This window comes from Kitasatospora sp. NPDC052868 (assembly GCF_044547105.1).
Classification (GTDB): Bacteria; Actinomycetota; Actinomycetes; order Streptomycetales; family Streptomycetaceae; genus Kitasatospora.
The window spans coordinates 136,834-150,169 of the sequence record NZ_JBITZW010000017.1 but is presented as its reverse complement, the minus strand read 5'-3'; the positions used below and the strand labels follow the sequence as shown (position 1 = coordinate 150,169).

Here is a 13,336-nt window from a genome sequence, read left to right as displayed (position 1 = left end):
CGCTACGAGAAGACCGCCACCGTCTTCCGGGCCGGACTCCACATCGCCGGCATCTTCATCTGGTCCGCCCGCTGATCCAAAAGAAAGACTCTAGGCCCCCTGTCCGGTCGATCATGTGCGTGGCTGTGTTGGGCTTCGGGTGGGGGCCGTACACGGTGTGGGTCTTGACGTGGGACCGCCCCGCCGGCTTTGTGGGTTCGGCGGGGCGGCGGCTGTGTGGCAGGGCAGGTCAGAGACCGGCGGTGTACAGCAGCGCGTTGGGGCTGGACTTGGTGATGTTGGTCAGGACGTCTTTGGTGGCTTCGGTGTCGAGCCACTCGTTGATGTCGGAGGGGGTGGCGTCGGGGTGGGCGGCGAGGTAGAGGGCGGCGGTGCCGGTGACGTGCGGGGCGCTGAAGGAGGAGCCGTCCAGGGTGGCGCTGCCGCCGCCGAGCTTGGCGGAGGTGATGCCGTCGCCGGGCGCGTAGAGGGACAGGCAGGGGCCGAAGTTGCTGAAGCTGGTCTCCTCGTCCCACTTGTTGGAGGCGCCGACGGTGAGGACGCGTGGGGCGGCGGCGGGGGAGATGAAGCAGGCGTCCTTGGAGCTGTTGCCGCCGGCGACGACGGGCAGGACGCCCGAGTCGGAGAGCGCGGTGGCGGCCTTGTCCAGCGCCTCGTTCCTGTCCCCGCCGAGGGAGAGGTTGGCGATGGCGGGCTTCTTGGCGTTGGCGGTGACCCAGTCGATGCCGGCGATGAGCTGTTCGAAGGTGCCTGTGCCGTCGCAGCCCAGGACGCGCACGCTCACCAGGTTCACCTTGCGGGCGATGCCGTAGGTCTTGCCGCCGACGGTGCCGGCGACGTGGGTGCCCTGGCCCTGGCAGTCGGCCCCGTCCTTGCCGTCGCCGATGGTGTCGGTGCCGAGGGTGGCGCGGCCCTCGAACTCGTCGTGGCCGTACTCGATGCCGGTGCCGATCAGGTAGGCGGTCACACCGGCACCGTCACCCTTGACGTTGAACTCCCCGTCGCCCTTGCCGTTGACCGGGTCCCACGTCTGCTGGTCGATGCGGTCCAGGCCCCAGCTGGTGGCCGCCTCCCGGTGCTTGGAGGCGGGCGTCGTGGTGGCGTCCGGCGCGCTCACGACGCCGTTCTCCTCCACGGTCTCCACCCCGGGCAGGGCCCGCACCTGCTCCAGCTGGGCGGCGTCCAGGCGTGCGGAGAACCCGTTCAGGGCGTGCCGGTAGGTGTGCAGCGGCTCGACGCCCCCGACCCTGGCCGCCACCCGGGCCGGGTCCAGGGCCTTGTCCACTGTGACGATGTACTCGCCGGGCACAGCTGCGGCCGTCCTGTGCAGGGGAGCCGGGACGGCCCGCCCGGACGGGCCGTCGGCTGCCGCACCCTGCGTGGCGACCAGCGGAATGAGAAGGATGAGAGCGGCGGACGCGCAGCGCGCGGACAGTCGCATCAGATCTCCGTTCACGAAAAGGAGACCGCCCCGGGGCAGGGACAGCCCCGCGCATGACGGTCACCTGATGCTTCGTCCGCCTGCGCACGTTCCTTGAGTCCGGCGCGCCGGAGGAGCTTGTCCGGTTTCCGGTTGGCGGAGTGGTCGTTGATCCGGCCGTGGAGGACAGGGGCAGGGGCGATCTCACGGATGCGCAGCGGGAGCGGCTTCGGCCGTGCCTGCCGGTGGGCACCGGGCGGTGCGGCAGGTGGCGTGACCACCGGCAGGTGATCAACGGGGTGCTGCACCGGATTCGGACCGGGGTGCCGTGGCGTGACCTGCCGCGCCGCTACGGGCCGTGGAAGACCGTTTCTGAGCGGCATCGGCGGTGGTCGGCGGACGGTACCCGGGCTCTGGTGCTCAGTCGGCTCCAGGCCGAGGCCGATGCGGAAGGCGACATCGACTGGGAGATCGCGGTCGACTCCACATCCGTGCGCGCCCACCAGCACGCCGCTGGTGCCCACCGTGCTGTGCTGACGTCCCTTCCGCACGGGTGTTCGAGGCGGTGATGAGCGGCATCCGGGTTCCTCGCACCGGTGCTGGCCGGCCTCGGAGCACCCCGTCGAGCGTCAGCGCGGACAAGACACCCCCCGGGGACCTGTCCGCGGATCACGCGGCCGGTGCTCCGCGCGGAGCACCGCGGATCCCGGAGGAAGATCAACGCCTCGGCGGCACCGCCCCGATGAGGGGCTCGGACGCTCTCGGGGCGGTGCCGCCGAGCAGAGTCCAGCTGACCGGGGAAGGCGGCGGGACTGTCAGCGTTGCTTCGATCCGGCTCCGGCTCCGTGGATAGATCAAGTATCCCAATATCCGGACGTGTCTGTCACCGTCCTCTGGAAGGAGATTTTGAGGTGATTTGCACACCTAGAGTTTGCGGATGACCAGCGAGAACCTCGATCTGACTTGGAGTTGGGATGGCATCCGACGTTGCCGTAGTGGCCAGGGAGCTCACCGACATGGCGGCGGCAGATCACCAGGCCGCGCGCCACGCGAACAGTGATGACCCGGCGGAGCGTTTGGCGTGGCGCCGCTTGACCGCGCAGCACGCGGACCGTCTCGGCGAGATCATGGACGCGCACGGATGGCCGACCGCGGAACTGCTCGGTGAGGATGCGGCCCGGGCCGCATGGCTGATCGCGCAACACGCCGACCGACAGCTCGACGTTCAGCGGCGAGCGCTGCGGCTGATGGAGCAGACGGTGGCCAACGGCGCCGCCAGCCCGCGAGACCTTGCCTTCCTGCGGGATCGCACCCTTGTGAACGAAGGTCGGAAGCAGATCTACGGCACACAGATCGCCGGGGTGAAGGACGCCTCGCCTATCCCGTGGCCCTGTGAGGACCCCGAGCGCATGGACGAGCGCCGCGCGGAGGTTGGCATCCCGCCGTTCGACGAATACGTCGCTCAGTTCTCGCAGGCCTGACTCGTCCGGGTATCCGGACAGGCCCCCAAAGCCCCAGGGGCCTGTCCGGCCGATCAGGTACGGAGCCGGCTGGCGAGGGCCGCTGCGCTGTTGGCGGGTCGCTACCGCTCAGGCGTGAATGAGCCGCGCCGGCGCCCTCCGGTCCGCACCAGGAGCAGATTCCGTCGGCCACAGCGCCCGTCGGGCCGCCGAACTCGGGGAGTCGAAGGGCGGGCGTTCCAAGGCGCCGGCAACGGCGGCCGAGCTGTACACGGCCGCAGGGGCCGTGTTCCAGCCGCCGCCGGTGTCGAAGAGGACGCCGCGCCGCGCCCGTCAGTGGCCGCCGGAGATCCAGTCCCGCCGGGCCGGCAGTTCGACGGTCGGCGCCTCCGGCTGCGGCAGCGGCAGGCGGACCTCGACCCGGCAGCCGACGCCGTTCGGCGGGGTGGCGATCCCGACGGTGCCGCGGTGGAGTGCGGCCTGCTGGGCGACCAGGGTCAGCCCGAGCCCGGAGCCCGGGCTGTCGCGACGGCGATGGAAGCGGCCGAAGACCGCCGCCCGCTCGGTGGGCGCGATACCCGGCCCCTCGTCGTCCACGGTGAGCAGGGCCGCCCCGCCCTCCGTCGTCAGCCGTACGGTGATCCGTGCCTGATCCGCGGTTCCTTGTCCGTGGCCGTGGACGGCGGCGTTGCCCAGCAGGTTGGCCAGTACGATCCGCAGCCCCGGCTCCCAGCCGAACACCCTCAGCTCCTCGGGTACATCGGCCTCGATCACCGCCTGCCTGTGCCGCCGCCGCGCTTCGGTGACCGTCGAGTCGACCAGGTCGGCGAGGTCCACCGGGCCGAAGGACTCCACCTCGACCAGGTCACCGCGTGCCAGCGTGCTGAGCGCGGTCAGCAGGTCGAGCAGCCGGGTGTGGTCCTCTCGCAACTCCGTCACGACCTCGGCCCGTTCGTCGGGCGCGAGGTCCGGATGGGCGGCCAGGACGTCCAGATTGGTCCGCAGGCTCATCAGCGGCGTTCGCAGCTCGTGCGAGGCCGCGGAGGAGAACGAGCGCGCGGTGTCCAGGGCCTGGGCGGTGCGCCGGGCCTGTTCGTCGTAGCGGGAGAGCAGCAGGGCGAGGGCGGCGGAGAGCTTGTCCACCTCGGCGGTGCCGGTGCGGCCGGGAGTGAACGGCGTGCTGCCCGCGTCGGCCGGGTCGAGTTCGGCGGCACGGCGGCCGAGCCTGCGCAGCGGTGCGGTGGCGTGCTCCGCGAGGGCGAAGGCGATCAGCGCGGAGCCGGGTGCGGCGATCGCCGCCACCAGCAGGACCCGTCGGCGGACCGCCTTGACCTGGCCGTCGGCCTCCCCGGCGGGTGTGACCACCCACAGCGTGCCGCCGGCCGCGTTCGCCCCGTTCCCGTTGACCCGGACGGTGAGGATCCGCCACGCCGTGCCCTGCTCGCGGACGGTGACCGGCCCGCCCGGTTCGGCGGGGAACAGCCGGTCGGCGGCGGGCTGCGGACCGACGGTCAGCAGAACGGAGCCGTCCTGGGCGGCGACCCGTACGCCCGCGTCGAGCGCGGAGTCCAGCACCTTGCGCTGCTGGTTCTGTTCCACCTTGGGCCGACCCCGACTGTCGGCCGCGACCAGCGCGCGGACGCCGGGCAGGACGGCGGCGGCCCGGTCGTTGAGCCGGGTGTCCTGCTGGTGGCGCAGATCCCGCCCGACCAGTGGGAGCAGCAGCAGTCCGGCCAGTACCACCAGCAGCGGCACCAGGACGGCGGCGCCGACGGCGATCCGGGTGGAGAGCTTCATCGGGGGCGCTGCCCGTCCTCGTCCCGCCGGGGCGGGGCCGTGGGCAGGGCTGTGAGCGGGGCCGGGGCCGTGGAAGACGCCGCCGGCGAGGCCGTGGCCTGCGGCAGCCGCAGGATGAAGCCGACGCCCCGGACGGTGTGGAGCAGCCGCGGCCGCCCGTCGGCCTCCAGCTTTCGGCGCAGATAGCTGACGAAGGTGTCGACGGCGTCGCTGCGCACCTCGAAGTCGTACCCCCACACCCGCTCCAGTAGCAGCTCGCGGGAGAGCACGATTCCGGCGTTCCGGGCGAACTGGGCGAGCAGTTCGAACTCGCGCCGGGTGAGGCGGAGCTCGACGCCGGCCAGGTACGCCTGGCGGGTGGACGCGTCGAGCACCAGCGGGCCGGCCACCACGCGGTCAGTCGACTGCGGGGGGCGGCGGCGCAGCAGCGCGCGCAGCCGCAGCACCAGCTCCTCCAGGGCGAACGGCTTCACCAGGTAGTCGTCCGCTCCGGCCTGCAGTCCGGCGACCCGGTCGGCGGGTTCGTCGAGGGCGGAGAGCATCAGGACGGGTATGTCGTCGCCGCGCGCCCGCAGCGTCCGACACACCTCGGCGCCGCCGATACCCGGCATCGACACGTCGAGCACCAGCACGTCGGGTGCCGACTGCGGGGGAGTGGCGGAGACCGCCGGGAGCAGCCGGTCGAGCGCCGCCTCGCCGTCCTCGGCGAGGGACACGCTGAAGCCGCTCAGCCGCAGCCCGCGCTCCAGGGTGCGCCGGATCGCCGCGTCGTCGTCCACCACCAGGACCCGACCGGCGGTGCTGCCGGTGCCCCCGCCCGTGGGCCCGGCTCCGGTTCCCGACCCGCTCCCGTACATCGGCGCCTCCTCGCATTCGGGCCGCCGACTCTCTCACACCCGTGCCGGGCACCCGGCAGAGGGGCGCCGGCTGGAGCGCAGGCGGGGACGGTGACCGGACCGACCGCCGACCGGGGCCCCGACCGACCCGCCGCGCCGCCCGGCCGCCGCTCCGCTCAGCCCTTGCGCGCCACGGCGCCGTACATGCTGACCCGCTCCGCGCCCGGGCCGGGCGCGTCCTCGGGCCGCCAGAGCGGGACGGTCACCACGCCGGGCTCCAGGACCTCCAACCCGTCCAGGAACGCCCGCACCTGCTCCCGGCTGCGTCCCACCAGCGGGGCGGTGGCCCTGTTGTACACGCCGGTGACCCGGTCGCGGACCTCGGCGGGGATGAAGTCGGCGGTGCCGTGCGACAGGATCAGGTGACTGCCGGCTGGATTGGGTGCCTTCTCGTGGTTGACGTACCTTCAGCGGCCTCCAGCGGCGTCGGTTTCCGTTCCGTTCACGCTTAGGAGGGCTCTCGATCCGGATGTGTGTTCGGGTGACTCAAGGTAGCCTCCTGCTTGCACTGTGCGCACGCGATTTTTCCGCTTTCACCCGATCCGGTGAACGGGGCCCATCGGGCGGGCCGGGCCCGCCGGTCGCAGGATGGAGATGCTCGCGGCACGTGCGGACACGGCATCTGCGGACACCGCACCCGTGGACGCGTCACCTGTGGCCGCGGCACCCCTGGACACGACAGCCGGACATTGGGAGGTCGCGGTGATCGCTTCCGCTGACATCAGGGAGTGGCGGGGCCAGTCCGTGGTCGACGAGAAGGGCCACCGGATCGGCTCGCTGGAGGCCGTCTACGTGGAGACCTCCAGCGACGAGCCGTTCTTCGCCACCGTCACGGTCGGCCTGCCCTTCCAGCACCGCCTGGTGTTCGTGCCGCTCGACGGCGCGGTGGTCGGGCCCGGCTATGTGAAGGTGCCCTTCCCCAAGGGCCAGGTCAAACAGGCACCGTCGATCGGCACCGACGACGTCCTCCCCGCCGAGGACGAACCGGCGGTGTTCGCCCACTACGCCCTCACGTACGCCGTGGGTTCCGGCGGCGAGCGCAGGCTCGCCCGGCGCTGACGGCCACCGGACCCGCGCGCCGCCCGGAGGACCCCGTGCCGCCCGGCCCCCCGGCCCGCCGGAGACCCGCACTGCCGGAAACCCCCACCCCCTGTGCGGCCATTCGGGTGAACCCGCCTCGCATCGACATCCGCACGCCCTTGGCCTCCGAAGAGTCGGTGTCCGCCACCCGGCGCTGTGGGAGGCGCCGAGGCGGGCGCAGGGCGGGAGCGCACCCCTTGTGTCGGCGCCCCCGCCCCTCCCCACCGCCCCGAACCAGGCTCCGCTCCGCCGCCCCGACCGCCGCGGTACCAAGACCCACCAGCCCACCTCCCCTCACACCCATCCGTACCGCCCGCAGCTCCGAACACCCCCGGACCGCGCCGACGGCCGCGCGTCGACCCGGCGCGCCGCACGCCCGCGCAGCGCTCCGAAATGGGAGGCTCGCCCCTTCCGCCAGCCGCCGACCGCCGTTGCCATCCTTTCCATAGCGACCACCACGACCCCCGGGCCACCACTGATGACCGTTGCCATCGCCCTGCTCACCCAGGACCTGCGCCTGCACGACAACCCCGTGCTGCGGGCCGCCGCCGACGCCGCCGACCAGGTCGTGCCGCTCTTCGTCCTCGACCCGGACGTCGCCGCCACCGGCTTCGCCCCGCCCAACCGCGCCGCCTTCCTCGCCGACTGCCTCACCGACCTGGACACCGCACTACGCGCCCTCGGCAGCCGACTGATCCTCCGCGCCGGACCGGCCCCCACCGCCACCGCCCGCCTCGCCGCCGAGGTCGACGCCGTGTCGGTGCACGTCGCGGCCGGCGTGAGCGCCTTCGCCCACCGCCGCGAACGGGCCCTGCGCGAACTCCTCGGCGGCCGCCTGCACGTCCACGACGGCTCGCTCACCGTGGCGGTGCCCGGCGCCGTCACCCCCGCCGGCAAGGACCACTACGCCGTCTTCACCCCGTACTTCCGCGCCTGGCAGCAGGCCCCGCGCCGGACCGTCCAGCGCGCCCCCCGAGCGCTGCACACCCCCGAGGGCATCGCCGGCGAACCCGTTCCCACCGCCGTCCCCGACTCCCCGGCCCTGCCGAAGGGCGGCGAGCGCATCGGCCGCCAGCTCTGGAAGGGCTACGCCCTCGACCAGTACGACGAACTCCACGACGACCTCGCCGCCGACGGCACGTCACGCCTCTCCCCCTACCTGCACTTCGGCTGCCTCTCCGCCGCCGAGCTGGTCGCCTCCGCCGAGCGGCACGGCGGCAGCGGCGCCGAGGCGTTCGTCCGACAGCTGGCCTGGCGGGACTTCCACCACCAGGTGCTCGCCGCCCGCCCGGAGGCGGCCCACCACGACTACCGCCCCCGCGGCGACCGCTGGTCCACCGCACCCGGGGGCGAGCCGCCGCTTGACCCCCCGGACGACGAGGAGTGCGAGGCCTGGCGCCAGGGCCGCACCGGCTTCCCGCTGGTGGACGCGGGCATGCGCCAACTCGCCCACGAGGGCTGGATGCACAACCGCGCCCGGCTGGTGACGGCCTCCTTCCTCGCCAAGTCCCTGTACAAGGACTGGCGGATCGGAGCCCGCCACTTCCTGCACCTGCTGGTCGACGGCGACCTGGCCAACAACCAGCTGAACTGGCAGTGGGTGGCCGGCACCGGCACCGACACCCGGCCGAACCGGGTCCTCAACCCGCTCACCCAGGCCGACCGGCTCGACCCGGACGGCGCCTACGTACGCCGCTGGGTCCCCGAACTCGCCGACCTCCCGGGCCGCACCGCCCACCGCCCCTGGCGCCTGGACCGCACGCCCCCCGACTACCCCGCCCCGATCATCGACCCCGACACGATCTCCACCCGGCTGCGCCGCGGCCGCGGCCTCGACTGAATCCCGCCCGGTTGACCGGCCGCTTGATCCGGCACGGCGACTCAGCCTGCAGAGACGACCCGCTCGACAAGCCGGACGGACGGCCGCATCCGAGCCCGCAACCAAACTGCTCGACCCAGTCGCCAGATCTACGAGGGGAGTCCACTCAGAGCCGCATGAGGCCAGCGGCGGTCGGCCGGAAGCCGCACTGGCCGTAGAAGGACTCCAGGTGCGGCTCGTAGTCGACGTGCAACCACTCGGCACCACGCGCCTTCGCCTCCTCGGCGGCCGCCTGCACCAGCCGGATCCCGAGCCCCTTACGGCGCTCCTCCGGGTGCACGGTCGTGTCCAGAATGAACGCGTGCGCGCCCCCGTCGCCGACGACGTTGACGAACCCGACCAACCGGCTCCCTCGACGCGCCGCGATCCAGGCCAGACTCCGCGACAACATCGGTGCGAACGAGGTCGGACGATGGCCCGGCCACGACGCACTGAACAACTCGTTGAGCTCGGCGTCCGTCAGATCAGGACACGCCACCAAAACCTCGTCGCCGACCTGCGACGAACCACTGATCACCATGCCTGACAGCCTGCCACGCACCCACGGCTGTGATCATCCCCCCGCCACGATTTCCAGCGGAGCGGCGCTAGAAGGCTGATGAAGATCGTGCCCAGGTCGATCCTTGGAAAACCCCTCCTTCCGCTGACCTGCGCCTCTAACGTGATCAACGACGGCCGCGCGCCTTCCGCGCGACGATTCCACACATCAGGACGGGAGCGACACAACCATGGGCAGTGCCTCGGGCAAGTACGAGTTGGCCAGCAGTGATGACAACTACGACGCCTACCTCAAGGCGATCGGCGTGGGCCTGATGCAGCGCAACCTCGCGCTGAAGGCCAAGCCGACCGAGGAGATCACCGAGGTCTACGGCCGCTACACGTTGAAGACCCTCACCGCGCTGAAGAACACGGAGATCAACTTCGTTCTCGGGGAGGAGTTCGACGAGGAGACGTTCGACGGCCGCAAGGCCCGCACCACGGTGACCCAGGACGGGGACAAGTTCGTCCAGGTGCAGAAGTACGGCGACGTTGAGGCCACGATCGTGCGGGCCTTCGCCGACACGAGCATGGAGGTCACCTACTCGGCCAAGGGCGTGACCTGCGTCCGGAGCTTCCTCCGGCTCTGAAAGCCTGGTGGGTCGGGGATCCCCGACCCACCAGGATCAAGGTCCGCGCCGCGCCAAACTCGGCTAGGACTGATGAAGATGTGGGTTCTGGCCCTGCCGCGTGAGTGGTGGGGTCAGACTCGTTTCGTGGCGATGGGGGAATGGGCCGGGGAGACGGTCGGGCCGGATGTGTGGGAGACCTGCCGGGATCTGATCCCGGCGGCGATGTTCGCGGACCTGTACCCCTCCGCGAACGGTAGCCCCGGTATGCCGCCGCAGATGCTGGGCGCCGCGATCACGTTGCAGGCCCTGCACGGACTGTCAGACCTCGAGACGGTCCAGGAACTGCGCTGTGATTTGCGGTGGAAGGCCGAGTGCGGGCTGGGCCTGAACGACACCGCGTTCGACCCGTCGCAGCTGGCCTACTTCCGCCGCCGGCTGGCCCGCTCCGCCCGGCCGAACCGCCTCTTCGACGCCGTGCGCGACATCGTCGACGCCACTGGGGTGCTCAAGGGCAGGCCCCGTTTCCTCACGGACCGGCTGGACGGCTTGGGCGACGCACCCCGCCCGGGCCGGGAGCGGACGGTCATCGACGAGCAGGTCGCCGAGCTGGTCCGGATGACGCTGGAGACGAAGCCGAAGGCCGATGAAGATCTTGCTGACACTGCGGGCAGCGTGTCGGCGGCACGTGGCGTAGCTGTGGGCGGCCCCGGTGGCCGGCAGCCACGGAGGGTGCTTGTGTGGGTACGAAAGGTAGCTGTGGGGGATTGCTGACGATGGGATCTTCGATGCGACGGCTGTCTGCTGGTGCTCGTTCTGCTTGTGCTCTGGCTCTTGCCGGGGCGTTGGGTGTGGTGGTGCTGGCCGTGCCGGCGGGCGCGGCCACCGGCAACACGTGCGGTGGTGCGGTCTCGGACTGGGTCGGCGAGAGCGAACTCGACAAGGCGTTCGAGGGGAGTGTGACCTTGCCGGGCGGGTCGACCCGGGCCATCTCGATCGCGCCGCAGGCTCTGGGGAGCACGCTGGTGAGGACGGAGGTGACGGCTTCGGCCGATGAGTCGCGTGCGGCGGTGGGGAACTTCGTCCTGCGCATCAACAGCCTGGGGCGCGGGCAGATCACCTTCCCGACCTACGCGGGGGAGAGCGGCGTCACCAACGGGACGCTCTGCCCCGTTGGCACCCGGGTCACCAAGATCACGGGGAAGGTCTCCACTGCCGGGGTCGAGGGCAAGCTCGACTTCACCGCCTCCCGGACCTGACCCCGGGGCGCTGACGCGTCCGGGCACCGGCCCTGCCGGCGTGCGGCTCCTCGGAGCCGGTCACGCCGGCAGGGCCGCGGTCGTGGTGGGCCGGGTCTTGGGGCGTCGGCCGAGCAGTACGCCCGTCCCGACGGCGGCGAGCGCCGAGACGGTGCCGCCGAGCAGGAGTCCGTAGCGCGGGCCCGCCGCCTGGCAGAGCCAGCCGATGCCGGGTGCGGCCAGCGGGGTGGTGCCCAGTGAGGCGAGCATGTAGAGGCCCATGACCCGGCCGCGCAGCGCGGGGGCGACGGCGAGCTGCAGCCGGGCCTTGGCGGCCGTCATGAAGAGCAGCAGCGCCGCTCCGGTCGGCACCAGCGTCATGGCGAAGGCGCGGAAGTCGGGCATCAGGCCGCTCGCGGCCTCCAGCGTCCCGAAGGCGAGCGCGTAACCGGCCGTGCGCCGCCATCCGCAGGGGCGCGTGCGGGCGGCGAGCAGTGAGCCTGCCACCGCGCCCACGGCGAGCGCGGTGGAGCCGATGCCGAAGGCGGTGTCCGGGCAGTGGAAGACCTGGGCGGCCATCAGTGCGGTGGTGATCTGGAAGTTCATCCCGAAGCCGGCGACCAGGGCCACCAGCACGAGTGTCAGGCCCAGCTCGGGGCGCTCGCGCACGTACCGCAGCCCGGCCCGCACCTGCCGCCCGGTGCCTGCGGGGGCCGGTGCCGGGCGCAGCGCGCGGGTGTCCATGCGCAGCAGGGTGGCCAGGACCACGGTGTAGGAGAGGGAGTTGAGGGCGAAGGCCGGGGCGGCGCCGAAGGCGGCGATGACGGGGCCGGCGAGTGCGGGGCCGGCCACTCGGGCGAGGTTGAGCACCGCGCTGTTCAGCGCCAGCGCGCTCGGCAGGTCGTCGGGCTCGACGGCCTCGGCGATGAAGGCTTGCAGGGTGGGCTTGTCGACGACCATGGTCAGGCCCAGCGCGAGGCAGAGCGCGTAGACGGTGCCCAGGGTGGCGGACCCGGTGGCGGTGAGCAGGGCCGCGGTGAGGGCGAGCGTGCCGTGGAGGGTCTGGGTGAGCAGCAGCAGCCGGCGTTTGGGGAAGCGGTCGGCGAGCGATCCGCCGCAGGCGCCGAACAGCAGTATCGGCAGCAGTTGCAGGGCGGTGGTGATGCCCAGCTGTGTGCCGTCGCCGTGGGACAGTTGCAGGACGAGCCAGCCCTGGGCGATGTTCTGCATCCAGGTGCCGGTGTTCGACACCGCCTGGCCGATCGCGAGGAGGCGGTAGTTGCGTCGGCGCAGCGGCGCGAGGGCCGATGTCCGCGCGGGTGGGGTGGGTGCGGAGGGTGCCCGGGGGTGGGACATCGCTACACCCGGGCGGTCAGCCTGGCCACGCAGGCGGCCACGACGGCCGGGGTGACCTCGCTCATGTGCTCGCGCCAGCCGACGTTGGCGTTGACCTCGCAGATCGTGAACCCGCCGTCCGCTTCGAAGAGCAGGTCCACGCCCGCCACCGCCAGGCCCAGCGCCTGGGCGGCACGGACGGCCAGTGCCTCGCCCTCGGGGTGCAGGCCGGGGCAGAGCACGGAGGTTGCGCCGAGCGCCAGGTTCGACCTCAGCCCGCCGTCGACGGCGGAGCGGACCTGGGCCGCGACGGCCCGGCCGTCGACCACCACCACCCGCAGGTCGCGGCCGTGCGAGTGGGAGACGTACCGCTGGAACAGGTACGGCGACTCCGCCCTGAGGCTGCCGTGGACCTCCAGCAGCATCCGGGCGTCGGGGGCCAGGAACACCTGCCCGCCGCGCTGGCCGCGCACCGACTTCACCACCGACGGCACGGAAACCCCGGCCGCGATCACGTCCTCCAGCCCCGCGTGCGCGTAGCTGCGGGTGTCGGGAACGGGAAGACCCGCCAGGGCCAGTTGCTGCAGCTGCCAGAACTTGTTCACCCCCGCCAGCACCGCCTCCAGCGGGTTGAGCAGTACCGTGCCCATCGCGACCAGATGACGCAGCAGCGTGCCCTCCCGGTCGGTGCTCAGACTCGGGGACGCCAACCGGGCGTAGACCACCCCCGGTGCCTCCAGCAGGCAGCCGCCCAGATCCCGCAGGGTCAGCCTGCCACCCTCGATCCCGAGCAGCAGCTCGTCGGTGCGCCACACGGCGAACCGACCGGGCAGCGCATCCCCAAGAGCCGTGGTGAGGCCGCCGACGATGCCGTTCTCCAGCAGCCCCGGACCGGTCAGCAACCAGCACTGGTCGCCTGTCCGGCCGCCGAGCCGTCGCCGCGCCGGGGCATCACTCACCGTCACCGCAGCAGCTCCTCGCCTGGCCGTACCGACAACCCTGCGATGCTGACACCCGACACCCGGCAGGGCCGGGCATTGGGCCGGACAGCGGCGCGCCACGGTGACCACCGGACCCGGGCAGCTTCCGCTGCGACAAGTAGGCAGCGCCCGCGCGTGTCCGCCG

Annotated in this window: 12 protein-coding genes and 3 pseudogenes; 8 read left to right on the top strand and 7 right to left on the bottom strand. The window is 72.3% G+C overall.

Features of this window, described 5'->3' with window-relative positions:
- Positions 1-229: 229 nt before the first annotated feature.
- Positions 230-1,441, bottom strand: a complete 1,212-nt coding sequence (locus ACIGZJ_RS26245) for a S8 family peptidase (RefSeq protein ID WP_396459516.1) — start codon at positions 1,439-1,441, stop codon at positions 230-232.
- Positions 1,442-1,599: 158 nt separating this feature from the next.
- Between ACIGZJ_RS26245 and ACIGZJ_RS26240 the strand changes: the two are divergent.
- The 3 genes and pseudogenes from ACIGZJ_RS26240 to ACIGZJ_RS26230 form a co-directional block, all read left to right on the top strand.
- Positions 1,600-1,963, top strand: a pseudogene (locus ACIGZJ_RS26240) (IS5 family transposase); the annotation flags it as partial.
- A gap of 162 nt (positions 1,964-2,125) precedes the next feature.
- Positions 2,126-2,228, top strand: a pseudogene (locus tag ACIGZJ_RS26235) (IS5/IS1182 family transposase); the annotation flags it as partial.
- A gap of 166 nt (positions 2,229-2,394) precedes the next feature.
- Positions 2,395-2,901 (top strand): DUF6624 domain-containing protein, encoded by a 507-nt coding sequence (locus ACIGZJ_RS26230; protein WP_396459515.1) that lies wholly within the window; start codon positions 2,395-2,397, stop codon positions 2,899-2,901.
- 312 nt (positions 2,902-3,213) lie between these two features.
- Here ACIGZJ_RS26230 and ACIGZJ_RS26225 read toward each other — a convergent pair whose 3' ends face one another.
- From ACIGZJ_RS26225 to ACIGZJ_RS26215, 3 genes and pseudogenes are all read right to left on the bottom strand, one after another.
- Positions 3,214-4,677 (bottom strand): sensor histidine kinase, encoded by a 1,464-nt coding sequence (locus ACIGZJ_RS26225; protein ID WP_396459514.1) that lies wholly within the window; start codon positions 4,675-4,677, stop codon positions 3,214-3,216.
- Complete coding sequence (locus ACIGZJ_RS26220; protein WP_396459513.1) at positions 4,674-5,534, bottom strand: response regulator transcription factor; 861 nt, start codon at positions 5,532-5,534, stop codon at positions 4,674-4,676. The genes ACIGZJ_RS26225 and ACIGZJ_RS26220 overlap by 4 nt, the downstream gene beginning before the upstream one ends.
- Before the next feature lie 155 nt (positions 5,535-5,689).
- Positions 5,690-5,950 (bottom strand): annotated as a pseudogene (locus tag ACIGZJ_RS26215) (SAM-dependent methyltransferase); the annotation flags it as partial.
- Between the two features lie 325 nt (positions 5,951-6,275).
- Here ACIGZJ_RS26215 and ACIGZJ_RS26210 point away from each other — a divergent pair.
- Entirely contained in the window at positions 6,276-6,632 is a 357-nt protein-coding gene (locus ACIGZJ_RS26210) for a PRC-barrel domain-containing protein (RefSeq protein WP_396459512.1), read from the top strand.
- Between the two features lie 499 nt (positions 6,633-7,131).
- On the top strand, positions 7,132-8,493 hold the full coding sequence (locus ACIGZJ_RS26205) for a cryptochrome/photolyase family protein (protein WP_396459511.1): 1,362 nt from the start codon (positions 7,132-7,134) through the stop codon (positions 8,491-8,493).
- 145 nt (positions 8,494-8,638) lie between these two features.
- On the opposite strand, the gene ACIGZJ_RS26200 is transcribed toward ACIGZJ_RS26205, so the two are convergent.
- Positions 8,639-9,052 (bottom strand): GNAT family N-acetyltransferase, encoded by a 414-nt coding sequence (locus ACIGZJ_RS26200; RefSeq protein WP_396459510.1) that lies wholly within the window; start codon positions 9,050-9,052, stop codon positions 8,639-8,641.
- A gap of 208 nt (positions 9,053-9,260) precedes the next feature.
- Between ACIGZJ_RS26200 and ACIGZJ_RS26195 the strand changes: the two genes are divergently transcribed.
- From ACIGZJ_RS26195 to ACIGZJ_RS26185, 3 genes are all read left to right on the top strand, one after another.
- The gene (locus ACIGZJ_RS26195) at positions 9,261-9,659 is read left to right on the top strand and encodes a lipocalin/fatty-acid binding family protein (protein ID WP_053648780.1); all 399 of its coding nucleotides are present in this window, start codon (positions 9,261-9,263) and stop codon (positions 9,657-9,659) included.
- Positions 9,660-9,731: 72 nt separating this feature from the next.
- Entirely contained in the window at positions 9,732-10,412 is a 681-nt protein-coding gene (locus ACIGZJ_RS26190; RefSeq protein WP_396459509.1) for a transposase, read from the top strand.
- A gap of 83 nt (positions 10,413-10,495) precedes the next feature.
- Entirely contained in the window at positions 10,496-10,897 is a 402-nt protein-coding gene (locus ACIGZJ_RS26185) for a hypothetical protein (RefSeq protein ID WP_396459508.1), read from the top strand.
- Between the two features lie 60 nt (positions 10,898-10,957).
- Here the strand turns inward: ACIGZJ_RS26185 and ACIGZJ_RS26180 are convergent, their stop codons facing one another.
- Together ACIGZJ_RS26180 and ACIGZJ_RS26175 are read right to left on the bottom strand one after the other, a co-directional pair.
- The gene (locus ACIGZJ_RS26180) at positions 10,958-12,232 is read right to left on the bottom strand and encodes an MFS transporter (protein ID WP_396459507.1); all 1,275 of its coding nucleotides are present in this window, start codon (positions 12,230-12,232) and stop codon (positions 10,958-10,960) included.
- 2 nt (positions 12,233-12,234) lie between these two features.
- Positions 12,235-13,176 (bottom strand): RimK family alpha-L-glutamate ligase, encoded by a 942-nt coding sequence (locus tag ACIGZJ_RS26175; RefSeq protein WP_396459506.1) that lies wholly within the window; start codon positions 13,174-13,176, stop codon positions 12,235-12,237.
- Between the last annotated feature and the right edge of the window lie 160 nt (positions 13,177-13,336).